This is a genomic window from Allobosea sp. UNC402CLCol (genome assembly GCF_000745475.1).
Lineage (GTDB): Bacteria > Pseudomonadota > Alphaproteobacteria > Rhizobiales > Beijerinckiaceae > Allobosea > Allobosea spartocytisi.
Map to the genome: position 1 here is coordinate 1 of NZ_JQJJ01000009.1, position 20,584 is coordinate 20,584.

A 20,584-nucleotide genomic window follows, 5' to 3' on the forward strand; every position below is an offset into this window, starting at 1 on the left:
TAGCCGCCCTCGACCTGCCGCGTCAGGTCGCCGCCCGCCACCGCCTGCAGAACCCCGGCGAACTCCGTCGTCGCTCCGTCCACCACGCTGTTGATTTCGTTGATGCCGGCGACCAGCCGCTGCATCTGCTCGTCGGCATCGTCGATCTGGAGCCGGGCCGAGAAATCGCCGGCCGCCGCCGCCGCGACCACCTCGCCGACATCCGACACCACAGCCTCCATCGACTGCGCCCGCGCCAGCCGCGCGGCGGCGGCGGCACGCTCCTGTTCTTCCAGGGCACGGACCCTTGCCGCGTTCTCCTGGAAGATCTGCAGGGCGCCGGCCATCTCGCCGATCTCGTCGCGCCGGCCGACGCTCGGCACGGTGACGTCCTGCTCGCCATCCGCCAGGCGTTTCATCGCGGCGGTCATGCCGCCGAGCGGCCGCACGACGCCGCTGATCACGAAGGCGAGCGCAAATGTTCCCAGGAGCAGGGCGCCGCCGGCAACGGCGAGCAGCAGATAGGCCGCGGCATGGGCCGTCGACTGGGCCTGTGCTCCCTGCTCGCGCGCCTGCTTGAGCTGCAACGCGGCCAACTCGCCGAGCTTTTTCGTGATCGGGTCCATCGCCTTGTAGAGTTCGTCCGAGGAGAACAGGCGAAGAGCGCTGTCGTCACGATCCTTCAGGATGGCGATGACCTTGGCGATGGCGACATCGCCGGTCTTCATCAGCGCCGCTGCCTGATCCGCAAGCTGCCTCTCATCGGACTCGGTGATGCTGGGCAGATAGGCCTTCCAGCTCTTGTCGATGGTCCCGACCGCGTCCTGGACGCTCTTGAGCGCATTGGTCCAGGTGACCTGGTTGCTCTGCGCCTTCCAGATCGTGTCGACGACGTTGACGGCATACATGTCGCTGACGGAACGCAACTGTTCCATCGGGATGACATTGTTCTGGACGACGTTGTCGACACGCTCCGTCACGGATCGCAAGGCCAGATAGCCGCAGGCGCCGATGGCGAGGACGCACAGGGCCAGGGCGACCAGCGCGGCCGCCAGCTTTGTCTTGATGCTCATTGTCATGACGGACCTTCTGGGAAGACGTCGCTCATTCAATGGAGTGCCGATGATGGAAGGTCCGCAAAGATGCCTATGGTCCAGGCATGGATCGGCGATACCCCGGTCGCGTCATGGCGCTCGACTGTATTGAGAGTTCTCGGTGCCCCAGATCTTTCAGATAAAGTTTAAGGCTGTTCTAATGTCCCCTTCGGAAAAGTGACGACGTTTACTTGCAAATACGCGTATTCACGTTGGGGATGAGCGTTCAGGTTGTGTGGGCGGTTCCCCCTGGCTCGCCCTCGCCGACATCCGGGGCAGGCGGCGCGTTGACTTTGGGGTCCTTTAGCGTCGTCGGCCGGATCCGCCCTGCCTGGCAGGGAGCGCGCTACTCCGCGGCCCGCTTCAGTTCGAGCCCCTTGGCGAAGGGCAGCTTCGGCTCGCTCTTCTCGTCGTCGAAATCGAGCGCGCCGATCCTCTCGGCGCGGCTGGTGACCTTGCCGGCAGAGGTCTTGATCTGGCCGACATCCTCCTGCGCCTGCCGGAAATGCGTGTCGAGCTTGTCGACGCGCTCGCCGAGGCGCCTGACATCGTCGAGCAGCTTGCCGACCTCGGTCTGGATGACCTGCGCCTCCTCGCGCATCCGCGCATCGCGCACCAGCGACTGCATGAGCTGGATCGCCAGCGCCAGCAGCGAGGGCGAGACGATCATCACGCGGGCCCGGTGCGCCCGCTGCACGACATCGTCGAAATATTCGTGCAGATCGGCATAGATCGATTCCGACGGCACGAAGAGCAGCGCGATATCCTGCGTCTCGCCGGGCAGGAAATAGCGCTCGGCGATGTCCTTCACATGCACGCCGACATCGCTGCGGACGCGCTGGCCCGCGATCTTCTTCGCATCCTCGCCGCGCGCCTCGCGCAGCATCGTGAAGCTCTCCAGCGGGAACTTGGCATCGATCACGAGGCCGCGCCCGTCACCCGGCAGCGTGACGAGGCAGTCGGGCCGGCGTCCGTTCGAGAGCTGCGGCTGGAAGGCGAAGAAGGCGGCGGGCAGACCGTCGCGGATGATCGCTTCCATCCGGCCCTGGCCATAGGCGCCGCGCGCCTGCTTGTTGGAGAGCACGTCCTTCAGCGTCACGACTTCCGAGGTGAGGTCGGTCAGGTTCTTCTGCGCGCTGTCGATCACCGCCAGCCGCTCCTGCAGCTTGCCGAGGCTTTCGGTGGTCTGGCGGACGCTCTGCTCGAGTCCCTGGCCGACCTTTTGGCCGAGGCCGTCCATCCGCTCGGCCATCAACCTTGCGAGGTCGCCCTGCCGGGTCGAGAGGATCTCGGCCATCGACTGCATCCGGCCGGCGAGCTCGGCCTGCTGCCGGTTCATCTCCGCGACCTTGTCGTCCATCTCGCGGGCGCGTTCGGCGGCCATCGCAGCCTCGATCGCGCGGCTTCTGCCGCCGCGCCAGGCCGCCAAAGCCGTCATCAGCAGCAATGCGAGACTCAACCCGCCGAAGCCGAGTGCGGCCTCCGCCCAGGTCACGGGGCGTTCCAGCAAGGTGAAGGCGATCGCGTTCATGCTGGGAGCCTAGCCGATTCGGCTCGGGATGGCGAACGAAAGCGGAACGGTTTGACCGCCCGCCCACAAATGCTTATGTCCCGGGCTCAACAGCCCTTTTCTCTCGGAACCTCATGTCCATTCGTCCGCTCGTCATCCTGCCCGACGCCCAGCTTCGCCTTGCCTCGAAGCCGGTCGAGGCCGTCACGCCGGAAATCAAGGCGCTGGTCGCGGACATGTTCGAGACCATGTACGACGCGCCGGGCATCGGTCTCGCCGCGATCCAGATCGGCGTGCCGCTGCGCGTCGTGACGATGGATCTGTCGAAGCCGGAGGCGAAGGAGGGCGAGGAGCCGGAACCGAGGAAGCCGCAGGTCTTCATCAACCCGGAGGTCACCTGGTTCTCGGAAGAGACCAATGTGTACGAAGAGGGCTGCCTTTCGATTCCCGAATATTACGAGGAGGTCGAGCGCCCGGCCGAGGTCAAGGTTCGCTACATGGATCTCGACGGCAAGACTCACGAGATCGCGGCGGATGGCCTTCTCGCCACCTGCCTGCAGCACGAGATCGATCATCTCAACGGTGTGCTCTTCATCGATCATCTCTCGCGGCTGAAGCGCGAGCGTGTGACCAAGAAATTCGCCAAGGCCGCCAAGCGCTCAGCGGCATAATCACTGCTGCGTCATTCCGGACGAGCCGCGAAGCGGCGCCGATCCGGAATCCATCGAAGGACTCCGGCGCGCCGGCATGGATTCCGGCTCTCCGCGGAGTTTATCCTTGGGCCGATCGAAGATCGGACCCCGGGGGCTATGCCCGGAATGACGGGGAAGATTTTAAGGTAAGGTCGAGCGTATGAGCTTGCGCGTCATCTTCATGGGCACGCCCGATTTCGCCGTGCCGGTCCTGACCGAGATCGTCGGGCAGGGGCATGAGGTCGTCTCCTGCTACACCCGTGCTCCGGCCCAGGCCGGCCGTGGGCTGGAGCTGCGGCCCTCGCCGGTGCACAGGGCGGCGGAGCGCTTCGGCATTCCGGTCTTCACGCCCGCGACCCTGAAAACGGCCGAGCAGGCCGAGCTGATCGCCTCGCATGAAGCCGATGTCGCGGTCGTCGTCGCCTATGGCATGATCCTGCCCCAGGCGATCCTCGATCTGCCGGAACTGGGTTGCCTCAACCTGCATGCCTCGCTGCTGCCGCGCTGGCGCGGCGCCGCGCCGATCCAGCGCGCCATCATGGCCGGCGATGCCGAGAGCGGCGTCTGCGTGATGAAGATGGAGGCCGGGCTCGACACAGGCCCGGTCGGCATGGTCGAGACGCTCGCCATCGGCCCCGACATGACGGCCGGCGAATTGCACGATGGGCTCAGCCGCCTCGGCGCCGACCTGATGGTGCGGGCGCTCGCGGCGCTCGGGCGCGGCGGGCTGCAGTTCACGCCGCAGCCGGAGGAGGGTGTGACCTACGCCGCCAAGATCGCCAATGCCGAGGCGAGGCTGAGCTGGAGCCGGCCGGCCCGGCAGGTGCACGACCTCGTGCGCGGCCTGTCGCCCTTTCCGGGCGCCTTTGCCGAGATCGATCTCGGCAAGGGGCCGGAGCGTCTCAAGGTGCTTCGCTCGGCGCTCGCCGGCGGCGCGGCCGAGCCCGGCACGCTGCTCGACGACGAGGGCACGGTCGCCTGCGCGGAAGGGGCGGTGAAGCTCCTCCAGGTCCAGCGCGCCGGCAAGGCGCCGATGAGCGGGGCGGAATTCCTGCGCGGCGCCCGGCTCGGGGCCGGCGACAAGCTTTAAATGAGCAGGCCATTGTCCGAAAACCGCTTCGCACTGTTCGCTGACGCGGACCTCCGGTTGGGTAACCGGCTCTGATGCCGCGCTACAAGCTCGTCATCGAATATGACGGCACGCCGTTCTCGGGCTGGCAGCGCCAGGCGAGCGACCCGTCCGTGCAGCAGAGCGTCGAGGAGGCGGTGGAGGCCTTTTGCGGCCATGCCGTGCGCCTGCATTGCGCCGGGCGCACCGATGCCGGCGTCCACGCCACCCATCAGGTCGCCCATGTCGATCTCGACAAGGACTGGCGCACCGACGTCGTGCGCGACGCCACCAACGCCCGGCTGAAGGCGCGGGTGCCGGTCAGCGTGCTCAGCGCCGAGATCGTGCCGGATGATTTCGATGCCCGCATCTCGGCGAAGCGCCGCTACTACATCTATCGCATCCTCGATCGGCGGGCGCCGCCGGCGCTCGACCGTGGCCGGGTCTGGCACGTCCCGGTGAAGCTCGACCACGAGGCGATGGACCGCGCCGCCAAGGCCCTGCTCGGCAAGCACGACTTCACCACCTTCCGCGCCGCCGAATGCCAGGCCAACAGCCCGATCCGGACGCTGGACCGGCTCGACGTCCGGCGCGAAGGCAGCGAGATCGTGGTCTACGCCCATGCCCGCTCCTTCCTGCATCATCAGATCCGCTCCATCGTCGGCAGCCTGAAGATGGTCGGGGCCGGGCGCTGGCCGGAGGGGAAGATGGGTGCGGTGTTGGCGGCGCGCGATCGTTCGCAATGCGCGGCGCTGGCGCCGTCCAGCGGGCTCTATCTGGCCGGTGTGGACTACTGAGGTCTTCGCCGGCAGCGCGGCCGTCAGGCTCCGGCTTGACCCGCACATCTCGTGACGTCGAGGCTTGGATCGCTCACGCGGCATGAGGCTCTCGGGTCGGGCCCGAGAACCACGTCGCGGCCTTAGACCAGGCCGAAGGCCCGGACCACCCCGTAGTCCAGCACCACGCTGGCGATGACCAGCGGCAGCGCGATGCCGTTGCCGGCGCCGAAGGCGGCGCGCGCCACGCAATAGCGCAGCCTGAGCACGATCGCGGCGAAGAAGGCCGATTGCACCAGCGCGAGCGTGGCGGGCGCCCAGCCGACGGCATAGACCGCGGCCGGCACGGCCATCAGGCTGGCGGAGACGATGCCGGCCCAGTTCCAGGCGATCACGAAGCTGGTGAAGCGCGGTGCCTGCGCCAGCTCCGGCCGGATCAGGATCAGGAAGGCCGGCACGACCAGGATGGCCAGCGACAGCGCCCCGACGACGGCAAGCGCGAGTCCGGGCGCGCCGAACAGGCCGCCGGCATTGCTGAGCCCGGCCGCCAGCCGCATGGCCGCGAGCATCGCCACCGTCGCGGGCAGCATCAGCGCGAAGGCGAGGAAGGAGCGCCAGAAGCCGTCACGGCTGAGATCGAGCTCGGGGAGCGCATCCGCGCCCTTCGTCATCAGGCGCCAGGAGCCGCGCAGCGAACGCGCGACGTCATCGGCATCGAGCCTCATCGCGAACCTCATCATGTGATCTTAGACTTTCGTCTAAGCCAATAATGAGGCGCTTTGCCGGCAGGTCAAGCCTTATGTTGCGTTGCAAAATAAGTGGCGAGCAGCCGATGCGTGATCCGCTCGAGAGCGACCAGATCCGAAACGGCGACGCATTCGTCGATCTGGTGCATCGTCTTGCCGACGACACCATACTCGACCACCGGGCAATAGCTCTTGATGAAACGGGCGTCCGAAGTGCCGCCGGTCGTCGAGAGCGCCGGGCGCTTGCCGGTCTCGGCCTCGACCGCATCCGCGACCATCGCGACGAAGGGGCCGGGCTCGGTCAGGAAGGCGACCGAATTCGTCGGCCGGAACGTCACCGCGAAGCGCACCGTATTGCCGGCCGCCTCGCGCAAACGGTGCTCGATCTCGTTGGCGAGCGTCTCCGGCGTCCAGGTATCGTTGAAGCGGATGTTGAAGACGGCCTTCGCCTGTGCCGGGATGATGTTCGTCGCGGGATTGCCGACATCGAGCGTCGTCACCTCGAGATTGCTCGGGTCGAAATGCTGGGTGCCCTGGTCGAGCGGCGTCGCATCGAGCGCCGCCAGCAGGCGGACCATGCCGCGGATCGGATTATCGGCGAGATGCGGATAGCCGACATGGCCCTGGATGCCACTCACCGTCAGCTCGCCGGTCAGCGACCCGCGCCGGCCGATCTTGATCATGTCGCTCATCGCGGCCGGATTGGTCGGCTCGCCGAGGAGGCAATGGTCGAAGCGCTCGCCGCGTCCATGCGCCCATTCGAGCAGCTTGACCGTGCCGTTGACCGCCGGTCCCTCCTCGTCGCCGGTGACGAGGAAGGCGATCGAGCCCGGCGCGTCCGGATTCTCGCGCCGATAGCGGATCGCGGCCGCGACCATGGCGGCGAGCCCGCCCTTCATGTCGCAGGCGCCGCGCCCGTAGAGGACGCCGTCCTGGATCTCCGCTCCGAAGGGCGCGCGGCTCCAGGCGGCCTCGTCGCCGACCGGCACGACATCGGTATGCCCGGCGATGACGAAGACCGGGGCCTCGCTGCCGATCCGCGCGTAGAAATTCTCGATATCCGGCATGCCCGGCTCGCTGAAGACCGGGCGATGCACGCCATAGCCTTCCGCCGACAGGACCGCGGCGAGCAGCGAGAGCGCGCCGCCTTCGGCCGGCGTCACGGAGGGGCAGCGCACCAGCGCCTGCGTCAGCGCGACCGGATCGGTGGGATCGAAATCGAGCGAGGGAAGGGCGGCTGTGGAGTCGGCGGTCATTCCGCCGCTTTAGCACCCAGCACGACAGTCGCAAGCCCGGTTTCGTCCTGATGCGCGGAAGGCATCAGGCCGAGATCGATGAAGGCGACGACCCAGGCGATGGTGCCGATCGCTTCCAGCGATGGCCGCCAGCCGAACGGAACATGAGGAAGCATAAGCTCCGGCATGACGATCGCGCAGATCAGCAGGATGCCGAACAGGGAAGAGCCGCCGCGATCCTTGGCGCGCTTGGCGGCCAGCGCACACCAGGGAAACAGGGCGAAGGACTTGGCGAAGGCGATGATGGCCGCCGCCGTGGCGGGAGCGGCCAGTTGCGGCGCGAGCCGCTGGATCACGAACAGCGAGAGCGCCACCGCCGCGGTGCCGAACCAGAAGGCCCGCAGGCCGATGCGGCCGTCGAGATCGGTGAAGAGGCGGATCAGGGGCATGTGTCGGGCTCCGTTGCCCTCTTGTCGCATGCTTGCGCCGCGGAATGAAGCTTATGGTGAATAAAAGGTTAACACCGGCCCAAATCCTTGTTCGGCCTCAGAAAAGGCTTGAACGGGGCGAGGCGGGCGGCTAGCTGCGGAAAGATATCGCGCAGGATCCGGGAGCGTCGTTCCCAGGCCGTCCTGCCGAATCGAGCGTGCGTTGACGTGCCGGCCGCCGCTGCCGGACGAGTGAGGTTGCGAGCATGACCATCCGTTTCCATCGCGGCGACCTGCCGGACGGCTACGACGCCGGTACGAGCATCGCGATCGACACCGAGACGCTCGGCCTCAACCCGCATCGCGACCGGCTCTGCGTCGTGCAGCTTTCGCGTGGCGACGGCACCGCCGATGTCGTGCAGATCCCGAAGAATCCGGGGCGGCCGAAGAATCTGGTCCGCCTGCTGGAGGATCCGGCGGTGCTGAAGCTCTTCCACTTCGCCCGTTTCGACGTTGCCGTGCTGCGTCACGCCTTCGGCGTGGTCACCACCCCGGTCTACTGCACCAAGATCGCCTCGAAGCTGACCCGCACCTATACCGACCGTCACGGGCTGAAGGATCTCGTGCGCGAGTTGCTCGGGGTCGAATTGTCGAAGCAGCAGCAATCCTCCGACTGGGGGGCGGATACGTTGAGCGAAGCCCAGCTCGCTTACGCGGCCTCCGATGTGCTGCATCTCCACGCCCTGCATCAGAAGCTCGATGCGATGCTGGCGCGGGAAGGGCGCGCTGACCTCGCGAAAGCGTGTTTCGACTTCCTGCCCTATCGTGCCGAGCTTGATCTCGCCGGCTGGGCGGAGACGGACATCTTCGCTCACACTTGACAATTTCTAAGGCTTTCTGCGTCAGTCTGCGCGCGAGCGGGGGTCTTGTCCCGCTCCCTTCCGACAGGGCGGGCAGCGCGGGGGCGCGATGCAGTTCGTCCGGCGACACGAAAAAGCCGTGAGCGACTGCCATTGCGCGGGGCATGACTGTGGCAATGACCTTCAATAACCCGACGGGCGGGCTGTCGGCACATATGCTGCGCCGGCAGCGGGCCTTCAGCGCCGCGCAGCGGCACACCCGCCTCGTCCGCCTGCTGCGCCGCGCCATCCCGGTCGTGGCCGTCGTCTCGGTGCTGGGGCTGGTGATCGTGCCTTTCCTCAACCCGCTGGGTGGCAAGCTCGCGAATGTCTCGATCGGCGCGGTCGGCATCACCGGCGGCAAGGTCCGGATGGAGACGCCGAAGCTCTCCGGCTATCGCAAGGACAACCGGCCCTATCAGGTCACCGCGGAGAACGCCTTCCAGGAGATCAAGAATCCGACGCAGGTCGAGCTGCAGGCGGTTATCGCCCGCATCCAGATGGAGCGCGAGGGCTGGGTCACGGTGAATGCGAAGACCGGGCTATTCGACACGCAGAAGGAGAAGCTCAAGCTCATCGACGACGTCAAGATCCGCACCGAAAGCGGCCATGACATGAGCATGAGAACCGCCGATGTCGACTTCAAGGCCGGAACCGTCGCCTCGCGGGAGCCCGTCACCGTCCATATGGATCAGACGACGGTTGACGCGAACACGCTCGACGTGAAGAACAACGGAGAGCTGATCGCCTTCGAAGGACGGGTCCGCGTGCTGATCAAGAATGCTCCCGCCGGGACGATCGCCGGACCGGAGCGCGCGGGCAGCACGCCGATGCCGGAATTGTTGAAGGCGAATCGGACGGCTCCCGCAGACTCTGCGGCTCCGTAAGGCAACGAAAAGAGGCAGTGATATGAGAGCGCCGGCGCAGACGTTCCGTTTCATGCGTGCCGGCCGGGTCGCCACGCTGCTGGCGGTGACCGGCCTCGCGCTTCTGGCGACCCAGCAGGATGGCTTTGCCCAGGCCCAGCCCAAGCAGAGGGGAGGCAATGCCTCGTCCCCGCTCGGCGGCCTCGGCGGCGACAGCAAGGAGCCGATCAAGATCGACGCCGACAAGCTTGATGTGCTCGACAAGGAGAACAAGGCGGTCTTCACCGGCAATGTCGTTGCCGTGCAGGGCGAGACCACCGTGCGCTGCACCGTGATGACCGTGCTCTATGAAGGGCGCGGCGGGCAGGGCGCTGCGGCCGCCAAGGGGGCCACCCCGGCGCCGGCACAGACGCCGGCCGCGGCCGGCGGCAAGGATCCGGCCAATGACAGCTCGATCAAGCGCATCCTCTGCAAGGGGCCGGTCACCGTCGTCTCGAAGACCCAGGCTGCCACCTCCGACAATGCCGAGTTCGACCGCGCCAACAATCTGGTGATCATGACCGGCAATGTCGCGCTGAACGATGGGCCGAACATCACCCGCGGCGAGAAGCTGACCTACAATACCGTCACTGGCGTGGCCAATGTCGAAACCAACAAGGGCGGGCGCGTGCAGGGCTTCTTCGTGCCGAACTCGGCCGACGCCAACAAGACCGACGCGGCCAAGCCGGGCGCCAAGCCCGCCGCCGGTGCGGCCGCCAAGCCTCCCACCAACTGATCCGGCTGCCTCGTGACCGTTTCCGACGCCCGTCCCGCCGCCACTCCGGCGCGCAAATCCACCCGTCCGCGCAGCGGTGGCGCGATGGCGCGGCTGCGCGGCCTGTTCGGCGGCCGTTCGCAGGAGCGGCAGGACCGTCCCGGCCTGATCGCGGCCGCGATCGGCGGCCCGGGCATCCTCGCTGTCAGCGGCCTGCGCAAGACCTATGGCGGGCGCACCGTCGTCAGCGATGCCAGCCTCTATCTGCGCCAGGGCGAGGCGGTCGGTCTGCTCGGCCCCAACGGCGCCGGCAAGACCACGATCTTCTACATGATCACCGGGCTGGTCGGGGCCGATCTCGGCGTCATCTCGCTCGAGGGCAACGACATCACTGCCCTGCCGATGTATCAGCGCGCCCGTCTCGGCATCGGCTACCTGCCGCAGGAGGCCTCGATCTTCCGGGGGCTCTCCGTGGAGAACAACATCCGGGCGGTGCTGGAGGTGGTCGAGCCCGACCGCAAGGCGCGTGAGCGCCAGCTCGACCAGCTCCTCGACGAGTTCAGCATCGCGCGCCTGCGCAAGGCGCCCTCGATCGCGCTTTCGGGCGGCGAGCGTCGCCGCTGCGAGATCGCCCGCGCGCTGGCCGGCAAGCCCTCCTTCATTCTGCTCGACGAGCCCTTCGCGGGTATCGACCCGATCGCGGTCGGCGACATCCAGGCGCTGGTGCGGCAATTGACCGATCGCGGCATCGGCGTGCTGATCACCGATCACAATGTCCGCGAGACGCTCGGGCTGGTCGATCGCGCCTATATCATCCACACCGGCCGGGTGCTCACCGAAGGCTCGCCGGCCGAGATCATCGCCAATCCCGATGTCCGCCGTGTCTATCTCGGCGAGGATTTCCGCCTCTGAGCGGTGCCGTCTTGTTCGCGATTGCGGAATAATGCTGCGCCGCATTAACCGGCTTGCCCGTTTCGTCGGCAAGGCCTTTGACGTCGGCGTGATCGGGCGCTAGGGTCTTTCTCGAAAGCAAGAAGCGTGCCGCTGGCGCGCCGTCGCAGAAGGGCCTTTCGCGCATGGCGATGATGCCGCGCATGGAATTGCGCCAGGGACAATCCCTGGTGATGACGCCGCAGCTTCTGCAGGCGATCAAGCTTCTCCAGCTTTCGCATCTCGAACTCCAGAATTTCGTCGAGGGCGAGCTGGAGCGCAATCCGCTGCTGGAGCGCGACGACGGGGCGGATGTGCCGGCGGAGGCGAATGGCGCCGAGGGGGCGCTCGCTGCGGATGCCGAGAGCTTCGCGCGGGCGGAGAGCCTGAACACGCTGGAGGGCATGGAAGGGCGGCTCGGCACCAGTCTCGACAACGTCTTCCAGGGCGAGCAGCCGAGCCTGGCGCGAACTGAGGCCAGCGGCGCCGACAGCCTGCCGATCGTCGGCGGCAGCTACGGCTCCTCCGGTGGTTCCTTCGAGGATGGTCCCGACGGCTTCGAAAGCAGCCTGACGGCCGAATTGTCCCTGCACGACCATCTGAGCGCCCAGCTCGACCTCGCCGTCGATGCTCCGGCCGAGCGGATCATCGGCCGCCATCTCATCGATGCGGTCGACGATAGCGGCTATCTGACCGAGCCGGTCGCGGAGATCGCGGAACGCCTCGGCGTCGGCGTCGAGCGGGTGGAAGCCGTGCTGCGCATCGTCCAGAGCTTCGACCCCTCCGGCGTGGCGGCGCGCGACGTCGCGGAGTGCCTGGCGATCCAGCTGCGCGACCGCGACCGCTTCGACCCCGCCATGCAGATGCTGGTCGCCAATCTCCACCTCGTGGCCAAGCGCGATTTCGCGGCGCTGAAGCGGATCTGCGGTGTCGACGACGAGGATGTCGCCGACATGGTCGCGGAGATCCGCCGGCTCGATCCCAAGCCCGGCCGCGGCTTCGGTGGCTCGGCGGCGGAGACGGTCGTGCCGGATGTCTTCATCCGCGCCGCGCCGGACGGCTCCTGGCTTGTCGATCTCAACCCGGAGACCCTGCCACGCCTCCTGGTCAACCAGACCTATCATGCGCGCGTCTCCAAATCGGCGCGCAGCGACCAGGATCGCGCCTTCATCGCGGAATGCCTGCAGACCGCCAATTGGCTGACCCGCTCGCTCGAGCAGCGGGCCCGCACGATCCTGAAGGTCGCCAGCGAGATCGTCCGCCAGCAGGATGGCTTCTTCGCCCATGGCGTCGAGCATCTGCGCCCGCTCAACCTCAAGACGGTCGCGGACGCCATCGGCATGCACGAATCGACCGTCTCGCGCGTCACCTCGAACAAGTACCTGACCTGCTCGCGCGGCGTCTTCGAGATGAAGTATTTCTTCTCCGCCGCGATCGCCGCGACGGGCTATGGCGAGGCGCATTCGGCCGAGGCGGTCCGCTTCCGCATCAAGCAGATGATCGACGAGGAAAGCCCCTCCGCGGTGCTCTCGGACGACGCCATCGTCGCCAGGCTCAAGGACGGCGGCATCGACATCGCCCGGCGCACCGTCGCGAAATACCGCGAATCGCTCAGAATCCCTTCCTCGATGGAGCGCCGCCGGGAAAAGGTCGCGATGGCGCTGGGAGGCCGTTGAGCGATTTTGTTCCAAAGCCTTGCGGCATGTGCGCCATGCGGGGCTTCGCTCATTGACATCCCGGACTCGCAGTCCTTAGCTCCTCTGGATGGTCGAACACTGGCCATGGCTAACAAGGGGAAGCACTCCATGAGCCTGCGAATCTCCGGCAAGAATCTCGATGTCGGCGAGGCCCTGCGCGGCCAGGCCGAGGTGCGGGTCGCTGCGGCCGTCAGCAAATATTACGAGGGCGGCTATCAAGGGCATGTCACCGTCGACAAGGACGGTACGGCCTTTCGCACCGACACGGTCATTCACCTCTCCTCCGGGATCACGCTGGAAGCCTCCGCCACCGCCCATGATGCCTATGCCAGCCTCGACAAGATGGCCGAGCGCATCGAGAAGCGGCTGCGACGCTACAAGCGCCGGCTGAAGGACCGCACCGCCGCCAATGGCCGCGATGCCGGGATCGAAATCCCCAGCTATGTGATCGCGGCGCCGGACGACGATGTCGAGGAGATCAGCGGCGATGCGGGTGCCGACAACCCGGTTATCGTTGCGGAATCGACCAAATCCCTGCTCAGCCTGACCGTGGGCGATGCGGTGGCGGAACTCGACCTCACCGGCGCGCCGGTCATCGTCTTCCGCCATGCTGGCAATGGTCGCATGAACATCGTATATCGCCGCCGCGACGGTAACATCGGCTGGATCGACCCGCCGGCATCGTTGTCCTGAGGCCGGCGGAATAATCGCACCGGTCGTCGAACCCCGACCCAGGCCGACGCGTTCAAGAGCGGCACGGGACATGCATGGACGGGCGAATGACGCTGACCGATCTCCTGAGCCCCGCCGCGGTGATTTCGCCGCTGCGGGCCAACGGCAAGAAGCAGGCGCTGCAGGAGCTTGCCCAGCACGCCGCGACGCTGACCGGCCTGCCCGAGCGGGAACTCTTCGAGGCCCTGCTCCAACGCGAGCGCCTCGGCTCCACCGGCATCGGTGACGGCATCGCGATTCCCCATGGTCGCATGGCGGGAATCGACCGCCTGGTCGGCCTGTTCGCGCGAGCGGACAAGCCGATCGACTTCGAGGCCCTCGACGGTCAGCCGGTCGATATCATCTTCGTCCTGATCGCGCCCGAAGGGGCCGGCGCCGACCATCTCAAGGCGCTGGCGCGCGTCGCCCGCGTGCTGCGCAACCAGTCGGTTCTGGAGCAGGTCCGCAAGATCCGCGACCCCGCGGCGATCTACGCGGTGCTGGCCGAGTCGGCCGCTCAGGCGGCTTGAACAGCGCGCCCAGTCTAGAGTTGCTAAAGACTGCTTGGACGCGAACGCCCGAGCCGCTATGACGCCGGCCAGACCGGCGTCGCGCCAGCCTTAGAGTCACGCGCGCGGCGCATCCTGCTTCGGAGCCGCTGGCCATGGCCTATACGCATGTCGATCTCTTTCCGCTCGGCGAAGACGAGACGCCTTATCGCAAGCTCGGCAGCGAGGGCGTCAGTGTCGAGAAGATCGGTGACCGTGAGGTGCTCAGCGTCTCGCGCGAGGCGATCCGCCAGCTCTCCGAGCAGGCCTTCATCGACATCAACCATCTGCTGCGCCCCGGCCATCTCGCCCAGCTCGGCAAGATCCTGGACGACCCCGAGGCGACCTCGAACGACAAGTTCGTCGCCTACGACCTGCTGAAGAATGCCAATATCGCCGCCGGCGGCGTGCTGCCGATGTGCCAGGACACCGGCACCGCCATCATCATGGGCAAGAAGGGCCGCAAGGTCTGGACCGATGGCGACGACGAGGCCGCGCTGGGCGAGGGCGTTGCCGACGCCTATTTCAAGCGCAACCTGCGCTATTCCCAGCTCGCGCCGCTCTCGATGTTCGAGGAGAAGAACACCGCGACCAACCTGCCGGCGCAGATCGACATCTACGCCGAGGGCGAGGATGCCTACAAATTCCTCTTCGTCTGCAAGGGCGGCGGCTCGGCCAACAAGACCTTCCTCTACCAGGCGACGCCTTCGCTCCTGACCAAGGACCGCATGATGGCGTTCCTGAAGGAGAAGATCCTGACGCTCGGCACCGCGGCCTGCCCGCCCTACCATCTCGCCATCGTCATCGGCGGCACCTCGGCCGAGCAGAACCTCAAGACGGTGAAGCTCGCCTCGACCAAATATCTCGACGCGCTGCCGACGAAGGGTTCGCCCTCGGGCCATGCCTTCCGCGACCTCGAGATGGAGGAAGAGGTCCATAAGATGACGCAGGCGCTCGGCGTCGGCGCCCAGTTCGGCGGCAAGTATTTCTGCCATGACGTGCGCGTCATCCGCCTGCCGCGTCACGGTGCCTCGCTGCCGATCGGGCTCGGCGTCTCCTGCTCGGCCGACCGCCAGGCCAAGGGCAAGATCACCAGGGACGGCATCTTCCTGGAAGCTCTGGAGACCGATCCCTCGAAATACCTGCCGGATATCGACGAAGCCGCGCTCGGCGGCGATGTCGTCAAGATCGATCTCAACCAGCCGATGAGCGAGATCCTCGCCACGCTGTCGAAGCACCCGGTCAAGACGCGGCTCTCGCTGACCGGCACCATCGTCGTCGCCCGCGACCTCGCCCATGCCAAGATCCGCGAGCGGCTGGAGCGCGGCGAGGGCATGCCCGACTATTTCAAGAACCACCCGGTCTATTACGCCGGCCCGGCCAAGACGCCGGAAGGCTTCGCCTCGGGCTCCTTCGGTCCGACCACGGCCGGCCGCATGGATTCCTTCGTCGACCAGTTCCAGTCCTTCGGCGGTTCGATGGTGATGCTCGCCAAGGGCAACCGCTCGGCGGCGGTGCGCGAGGCCTGCAAGGCCCATGGCGGCTTCTATCTCGGCTCGATCGGCGGCCCGGCCGCGCGTCTCGCGCAGGACTGCATCCGCAAGGTCGAGGTGCTCGAATATCCCGAACTCGGCATGGAAGCGGTCTGGAAGATCGAGGTCGAGGATTTCCCCGCCTTCATCGTCATTGACGACAAGGGCAACGACTTCTTCAAGGAGCTGAACCTCGGATGAGGCTTTCGCTTTCGCTCGCCTTGGCGGTGCTGCTGGCCGGTCCCGCCTTGGCCCAGCAGCCGCGCCCCGCGACCTGCTCGCGCGACCTGTTCCAGAACGAGGCCGGCTTCCGTCAGCAGCAGACCCGGCTCGCCGCCGTGGCCAGTGCGGACCCGGCGACCCAGTGCCGGGCCTATCGCGAGCATGTCGTCTATCTGCAGAAGTCGCGCGCCGTCTTCGCGACCTGCCAAGGCGGTGCCGAGCGCGAGCGCAATGTCGCGGAGATGGATTCCGAGCTGGTCAACTACCGCGCCCTCATCGCCAATCGCTGCGGCGGGCGGTGAGGCCTGCGCTTCTCGCAATGACGTCATGACGTGGTAGGAACCTTCCCGAATGATCGAAAGGCTTCCCATGACCGACCAGCCGCCGCTCCAGATCGCCGTCCTGCAAGTGACGCCGTTCCAGCAGAATTGCTCGATCGTCTGGGACACGAAGACGAAGCAGGCCGCCATCGTCGATCCGGGTGGCGACGTGCCGCGTCTCAAGGAGGCGGTGAAGGAGCTCGGCGTGACGCCGGTCGCGATCTGGCTCACCCATGGCCATCTCGACCATGCCGGCGGCGCGACGGAGCTGGCCGAGGCGTTGTCGGTCCCGATCGTCGGCCCGCATGAGGGTGACAAGTTCCTGCTCGACGGCTTGCCCGAGCAGGGGCTGCGCTTCGACATCCTGGACATGAAGGCGGTCGTGCCGACGCGCTGGCTGAAGGATGGCGACACGGTTTCGCTGGGCGATCTGACCTTCGAGGTCGCGCATGTGCCGGGCCATTCGCCCGGCCATGTCACCTTCTTCCAGAAAGACCTGCGCTTCCTGCTGGCGGGCGACACGGTCTTTGCCGGCTCGGTTGGCCGCACCGATTTCCCTTATGGCGATCACACGGCGCTGATTGCCGGCATCAAGACGAAGCTCCTGCCGCTCGGCGACGACGTGCAGTTCCTGCCCGGCCATGGTCCCGCCAGCACGCTGGGCGAGGAGCGCCGGAACAATCCGTTCTTGCAGGGGTGAAAGACCGCGACGTGGATGCTCGCCCTCGTGGCGAGCGTCGACGTCCTGGACACACCTTCGACGAAGGAGGACGTGGCTGGTCGGCACAAGCCAGACCATGACGGAGCGTTTCCCGCAGGAAACCGGACCCTGGAAACGAAAAGACCCGCAGCGGATATCCGCTACGGGCCTCGGAATGAACCAACGGCCATGTCCTGAACGGGTGCGCGTACATCCGGCGTCAAACGTTCGGCCCATGGCCGTCTTCACCGACAATGGAAAGCAGCAGAGCCGCCTTCAACACCGTCGTGGTCCCTATATGGGAGGCTAACAAGGCTATTTCAAGGCCACTCGCAAAAGATGCGATCAGGCGTCGAACACACCCTTCAGGAAGTCCTGCTTGCCGATCTGGAAGCCGTTCTGGCGCAGGATGTCGTAGGCGGTCGTGGCGTGGAAATAGAAGTTCGGGATGGCGAAGCAGGAGAGATAGGCCACGCCGGTCATCGTCGCCGTCGCGGAGGGGCCGCGCGGGAAGGTGACCTCGCGGGTGAGGCCTGCATCGAGCGCCGCGCCGTCGGCCGCGTTGATGAAGGCCAGCGTCTTGGCGATGCGCTCCTTCAGCTCCGGGAAGCTCTTCTCCTCGTCGGGGAAGCGCGGGTTTTCGCCGCCCGAAAGGCGCGCGACGGCGTTCTTGGCGAAATCGCAGCAGAGCTGGATCTGGCGGGTGAAGGCCAGCATGTCCGGCGCGAGCCGGGCGCTCAGCAGCACCTCCGGCTGGATCTTGCGGCTCTCCGCCTGTTCCACGGCCTTGTCGAGAATGGCGTCGAGCGCCTTGAGCGTCTGCACGAAGCCGGAAAGGGCGGCGGCCTGGACTGTGAGCGGCATGGATATCCTCAGGAAACGACAACGGGCCCGGAAAGGGCCCGTTGCGTAAAGCTATAGAGCAGAATTTTCCACGGCGCTCTGCGCCAGCAGGTCAATCCTTCGCGCGCTCGACATAGGAGCCGTCGGCGGTCATCACGACGACGCGGGTGCCGACGCCGACATGCGGCGGCACGGCGCTGCGCACGCCGTTCGACAGGATCGCCGGCTTGTAGGAGGAGGAGGCGGTCTGGCCCTTGGTCACCGGCTCGGTCTCGACGACTTCGAGCGTGACGCGCTGCGGCAATTCGATCGCGACGGCCTTGTCCTCGAACACCGAGAGCGAGACCTTCATGTTCTCCTGGAGATAGGGAGCGGCATCGCCGACCACGTCCTTGTCGACATGGATCTGGTCGTAGGTCTCCGGGTTCATGAAGACGTACTGCTCGCCATCCTGGTAGAGATAGGTGAAGTCGCGGTCCTCGACATAGGCGCGCTCGACCTGCTCGGTCGTCTTGTAGCGCTGCGTCATCTTCACGCCGTCGGCGATGCGGCGCATGTCGATCTGCGTCGTCGGGGTGCCCTTGCCGGGGAAGAAGCTCTCGGCCGAGATGACGGTGCAGAGATGCCCGTCGAGCTCGAGGACGTTGCCCTTGCGGACGGAAGAGGCGATGACCTTGACCACGTGAATGTCCTTCTGGTGCGCGGCGCGCCCGCGCGAATCCTAAAGTTCAGAGCCTTGCGCTTGCGAAAAACCGGTTCCCACTTTTTCGCGCAATGCTCTATGCGAATTCAATTGCCGCGCAACTACCGCATTCGCGCGCGAAACGAAAGCTTTCCGACGGTTCCGACGCGAGATTCGATGAGTTCGTCCCCCACGCCATTCTGGCGGCCCGACATCCATGCCGACCGCCGGCCGGCGCTTCTGGCGCGCGGGCGGATCAAGACGGCGCTGCGGCGCTGGTTCGAGGCTCGCGATTTCGTCGAGGTCGAGGCGGCGATCCTGCAGCTTTCGCCCGGCAACGAGACGCATCTCCACGGCTTCGGTACGACGCTGATCGACAACGCCGCTGAGCCGCATCCCTACTACCTGCACACCTCGCCGGAATTCGCGGCCAAGAAGCTGCTCGCGGCCGGCGAGACGCGCATCTTCGATTTCGCCCGCGTCTTCCGCAACCGCGAGCGCACGGCGCTGCACCATCCCGAATTCACCATGCTGGAATGGTATCGCGCCGGCGAGGATTACGACGTCCTGATGCGGGACTGCGCGGCGCTGATGGCTGAAGCCGTTCGCGCCGCAGGCACCACGACCCTCCGCTGGCGCGATGCGGAGGCCGACCCCTTCGCCGAGCCAGAGCGATTGACGCTGCACGACGCCTTCGCCCGCCATGCCGGCATCGACCTGCTCGCGACCGTCTCGCCCGCTGGCGTGACCGACCGCGCTGCGCTTGCCGCGCAGGCCATCGCGGCCGGCATTCGCCTGGCCGATGACGACAGCTGGTCCGACATCTTCAGCCGCGTGCTCTCCGAGCGTATCGAGCCGCATCTCGGTCGTGGCCGTGCCACGATCCTTTGCGAATATCCGATCAGCGAGGCCGCGCTCGCCCGGCCCAAGCCCGGCGATCCGCGCGTGGCCGAGCGCTTCGAGCTCTATGCCTGCGGCGTCGAGCTCGCCAATGCCTTCGGCGAGCTCACCGACCCGGAAGAGCAGCGCCGCCGCTTCGAGGCCGACATGGACGAGAAGGAGCGCATCTATGGCGAGCGCTATCCTGTCGACGACGATTTCCTGGAGGCGCTTTCGCTGATGCCGGCCGCATCCGGCATCGCGCTCGGCTTCGACCGGCTCGTCATGCTTTGCGTCGGCGCACGCCGGATCGAGGACGTGCTCTGGACGCCGGTCGCAGAACCGGGCAGGGGAAGCGCATGACCCTTCATCAGCCCCCTGGCGGCCAGCCGCTGCGCAGCATCGACGCGCTCGTCGAGGCCGGGCTTGCCGCGCCCGCGCGCCGTGAAGCCCTGCAGAAGGTGGCGGAGCGCTATGCCGTCTCGGTGACATCAGCCGTCGCCGGATTGATCGATCCCACTGACCCGGCCGATCCGATTGCGCGCCAGTTCATTCCCGATGCCGCCGAACTCACGACGCTGCCGCAGGAACTGGCCGATCCGATCGGCGACGACGCTCATTCCCCGGTCGAGGGCGTGGTCCATCGCTATCCCGACCGCGCCTTGCTCAAGCTCGTCCATGCCTGCCCGGTCTATTGCCGCTTCTGCTTCCGCCGCGAGATGGTCGGCCCCGGCGGTGACGCGCTGACCGGCGCCAAGCTCGACGCAGCGCTCGCCTATCTCGCCTCCCATCCCGAGATCTGGGAGGTGATCATGACCGGCGGCGACCCCTTCATCCTCTCCGCCCGCCGCATCCGCGAGGTGGCGAAACGCCTCGCCGCGATCCCGCATATCAAGGTCGCGCGCTGGCACACCCGCGTGCCCGTCGTCGATCCCGCCCGGATCACGCCGGACTATGCGAGGGCGCTGCGCATCCCCGGCAAGGCGAGCTATATCGCCATCCACGCCAACCATCCGCGCGAATTTACGGACGACGCCCGCGCCGCGATCGCGACGCTGGCCGATGCCGGCCATGTGCTGCTCAGCCAGTCCGTGCTGCTCAAGGGCGTCAATGCCGATGTCGAGACGCTGGGTGCCCTGATGCGCGCCTTCGTCGAGAACCGGATCAAGCCCTATTACCTGCACCATCCCGACCTCGCGCCCGGCACCTCGCATTTCCGCCTGACGCTGGAGGAGGGGCAGGCACTGGTCAAAAGCCTGCGCGGCCATCTTTCGGGGCTGTGCCAGCCGACCTATATCCTCGACATTCCCGGCGGCGCCGGCAAGATTCCGGTCGGTCCCGCCTTCCTTTCCGGCTGCGAGACGCCCGGCGTGGAGGCCATCGCCGAAGACCGACAGGGTGGGCGGCATCTCTATCCGCCCGTCTGATACGAA

Annotated in this window: 22 protein-coding genes; 15 read left to right on the plus strand and 7 right to left on the minus strand. The window is 66.7% G+C overall.

Going from position 1 to position 20,584, the window contains the following annotated elements:
• On the minus strand, positions 1–1,052 hold a 1,052-nt coding region (locus tag GY40_RS07320; protein WP_038360453.1), incomplete at its 3' end, for an MCP four helix bundle domain-containing protein.
• 367 nt (positions 1,053–1,419) lie between these two features.
• Positions 1,420–2,604: a DNA recombination protein RmuC gene (gene rmuC, locus GY40_RS07325; protein ID WP_038360455.1), complete on the minus strand. Its 1,185-nt coding sequence runs from the start codon at positions 2,602–2,604 to the stop codon at positions 1,420–1,422.
• Between the two features lie 113 nt (positions 2,605–2,717).
• Between rmuC and def the strand changes: the two genes are divergently transcribed.
• The 3 genes from def (at position 2,718) to truA (ending at position 5,180) form a co-directional block, all read left to right on the plus strand.
• On the plus strand, positions 2,718–3,254 hold the full coding sequence (gene def / locus GY40_RS07330) for a peptide deformylase (RefSeq protein ID WP_038360456.1): 537 nt from the start codon (positions 2,718–2,720) through the stop codon (positions 3,252–3,254).
• Between the two features lie 181 nt (positions 3,255–3,435).
• The gene (gene fmt, locus GY40_RS07335; RefSeq protein ID WP_038360458.1) at positions 3,436–4,365 is read left to right on the plus strand and encodes a methionyl-tRNA formyltransferase; all 930 of its coding nucleotides are present in this window, start codon (positions 3,436–3,438) and stop codon (positions 4,363–4,365) included.
• A 74-nt stretch (positions 4,366–4,439) separates the two neighbouring features.
• A complete protein-coding gene (truA, locus tag GY40_RS07340; RefSeq protein ID WP_038360461.1) occupies positions 4,440–5,180 on the plus strand; it encodes a tRNA pseudouridine(38-40) synthase TruA in 741 nt (246 codons plus the stop codon).
• Between the two features lie 122 nt (positions 5,181–5,302).
• Here the strand turns inward: truA and GY40_RS07345 are convergent, their stop codons facing one another.
• From GY40_RS07345 to GY40_RS07355, 3 genes are read right to left on the minus strand one after another with little or no spacing between them, the layout of a single operon-like run.
• Positions 5,303–5,896, minus strand: a complete 594-nt coding sequence (locus tag GY40_RS07345) for a hypothetical protein (protein ID WP_156115897.1) — start codon at positions 5,894–5,896, stop codon at positions 5,303–5,305.
• A 53-nt stretch (positions 5,897–5,949) separates the two neighbouring features.
• The gene (gene dapE / locus GY40_RS07350; protein ID WP_051987637.1) at positions 5,950–7,161 is read right to left on the minus strand and encodes a succinyl-diaminopimelate desuccinylase; all 1,212 of its coding nucleotides are present in this window, start codon (positions 7,159–7,161) and stop codon (positions 5,950–5,952) included.
• Positions 7,158–7,589, minus strand: a complete 432-nt coding sequence (locus GY40_RS07355; protein WP_038360466.1) for a DUF805 domain-containing protein — start codon at positions 7,587–7,589, stop codon at positions 7,158–7,160. The genes dapE and GY40_RS07355 overlap by 4 nt, the downstream gene beginning before the upstream one ends.
• 245 nt (positions 7,590–7,834) lie before the next feature.
• Here GY40_RS07355 and GY40_RS07360 point away from each other — a divergent pair, with 245 nt between their 5' ends.
• The 10 genes from GY40_RS07360 to GY40_RS07405 all read left to right on the plus strand — a co-directional run bounded on the left by GY40_RS07360 (position 7,835) and on the right by GY40_RS07405 (position 16,747).
• On the plus strand, positions 7,835–8,449 hold the full coding sequence (locus GY40_RS07360; protein WP_038360468.1) for a ribonuclease D: 615 nt from the start codon (positions 7,835–7,837) through the stop codon (positions 8,447–8,449).
• A 155-nt stretch (positions 8,450–8,604) separates the two neighbouring features.
• Positions 8,605–9,354, plus strand: a complete 750-nt coding sequence (gene lptC / locus GY40_RS07365) for an LPS export ABC transporter periplasmic protein LptC (RefSeq protein WP_051987638.1) — start codon at positions 8,605–8,607, stop codon at positions 9,352–9,354.
• 22 nt (positions 9,355–9,376) lie between these two features.
• Entirely contained in the window at positions 9,377–10,108 is a 732-nt protein-coding gene (locus tag GY40_RS07370) for an LptA/OstA family protein (RefSeq protein ID WP_051987639.1), read from the plus strand.
• 84 nt (positions 10,109–10,192) lie between these two features.
• Positions 10,193–10,999, plus strand: a complete 807-nt coding sequence (gene lptB / locus GY40_RS07375) for an LPS export ABC transporter ATP-binding protein (protein WP_051987640.1) — start codon at positions 10,193–10,195, stop codon at positions 10,997–10,999.
• A gap of 164 nt (positions 11,000–11,163) precedes the next feature.
• Positions 11,164–12,693 carry an RNA polymerase factor sigma-54 gene (rpoN, locus tag GY40_RS07380; protein ID WP_038360471.1) on the plus strand — a complete coding sequence of 510 codons (1,530 nt, stop codon included), beginning with the start codon at positions 11,164–11,166 and terminating at the stop codon, positions 12,691–12,693.
• Positions 12,694–12,822: 129 nt separating this feature from the next.
• On the plus strand, positions 12,823–13,407 hold the full coding sequence (raiA, locus tag GY40_RS07385; RefSeq protein ID WP_038360473.1) for a ribosome hibernation-promoting factor, HPF/YfiA family: 585 nt from the start codon (positions 12,823–12,825) through the stop codon (positions 13,405–13,407).
• Positions 13,408–13,493: 86 nt separating this feature from the next.
• Positions 13,494–13,955, plus strand: coding sequence for a PTS IIA-like nitrogen regulatory protein PtsN (gene ptsN, locus GY40_RS07390; RefSeq protein ID WP_038360476.1), 462 nt, complete (start codon positions 13,494–13,496; stop codon positions 13,953–13,955).
• Between the two features lie 134 nt (positions 13,956–14,089).
• Positions 14,090–15,706, plus strand: a complete 1,617-nt coding sequence (locus tag GY40_RS07395) for a fumarate hydratase (RefSeq protein WP_038360479.1) — start codon at positions 14,090–14,092, stop codon at positions 15,704–15,706.
• Positions 15,703–16,029 (plus strand): hypothetical protein, encoded by a 327-nt coding sequence (locus GY40_RS07400; protein ID WP_038360482.1) that lies wholly within the window; start codon positions 15,703–15,705, stop codon positions 16,027–16,029. Before GY40_RS07395 ends, GY40_RS07400 begins: the two co-directional genes overlap by 4 nt.
• A 67-nt stretch (positions 16,030–16,096) precedes the next feature.
• Entirely contained in the window at positions 16,097–16,747 is a 651-nt protein-coding gene (locus GY40_RS07405) for an MBL fold metallo-hydrolase (RefSeq protein ID WP_038362154.1), read from the plus strand.
• A 345-nt stretch (positions 16,748–17,092) separates the two neighbouring features.
• Here the strand turns inward: GY40_RS07405 and GY40_RS07410 are convergent, their stop codons facing one another.
• Together GY40_RS07410 and efp are read right to left on the minus strand one after the other, a co-directional pair.
• Entirely contained in the window at positions 17,093–17,611 is a 519-nt protein-coding gene (locus GY40_RS07410) for a DUF1993 domain-containing protein (protein ID WP_038360485.1), read from the minus strand.
• A 91-nt stretch (positions 17,612–17,702) separates the two neighbouring features.
• Positions 17,703–18,272 (minus strand): elongation factor P, encoded by a 570-nt coding sequence (gene efp, locus GY40_RS07415; protein ID WP_038360488.1) that lies wholly within the window; start codon positions 18,270–18,272, stop codon positions 17,703–17,705.
• A 177-nt stretch (positions 18,273–18,449) separates the two neighbouring features.
• On the opposite strand from efp, the gene epmA reads away from it, so the two are divergent.
• Positions 18,450–19,514, plus strand: coding sequence for an EF-P lysine aminoacylase EpmA (gene epmA / locus GY40_RS07420; RefSeq protein WP_038360490.1), 1,065 nt, complete (start codon positions 18,450–18,452; stop codon positions 19,512–19,514).
• Positions 19,511–20,578 carry a lysine-2,3-aminomutase-like protein gene (locus tag GY40_RS07425; RefSeq protein ID WP_038360492.1) on the plus strand — a complete coding sequence of 356 codons (1,068 nt, stop codon included), beginning with the start codon at positions 19,511–19,513 and terminating at the stop codon, positions 20,576–20,578. The genes epmA and GY40_RS07425 overlap by 4 nt, the downstream gene beginning before the upstream one ends.
• Positions 20,579–20,584 lie beyond the last annotated feature (6 nt).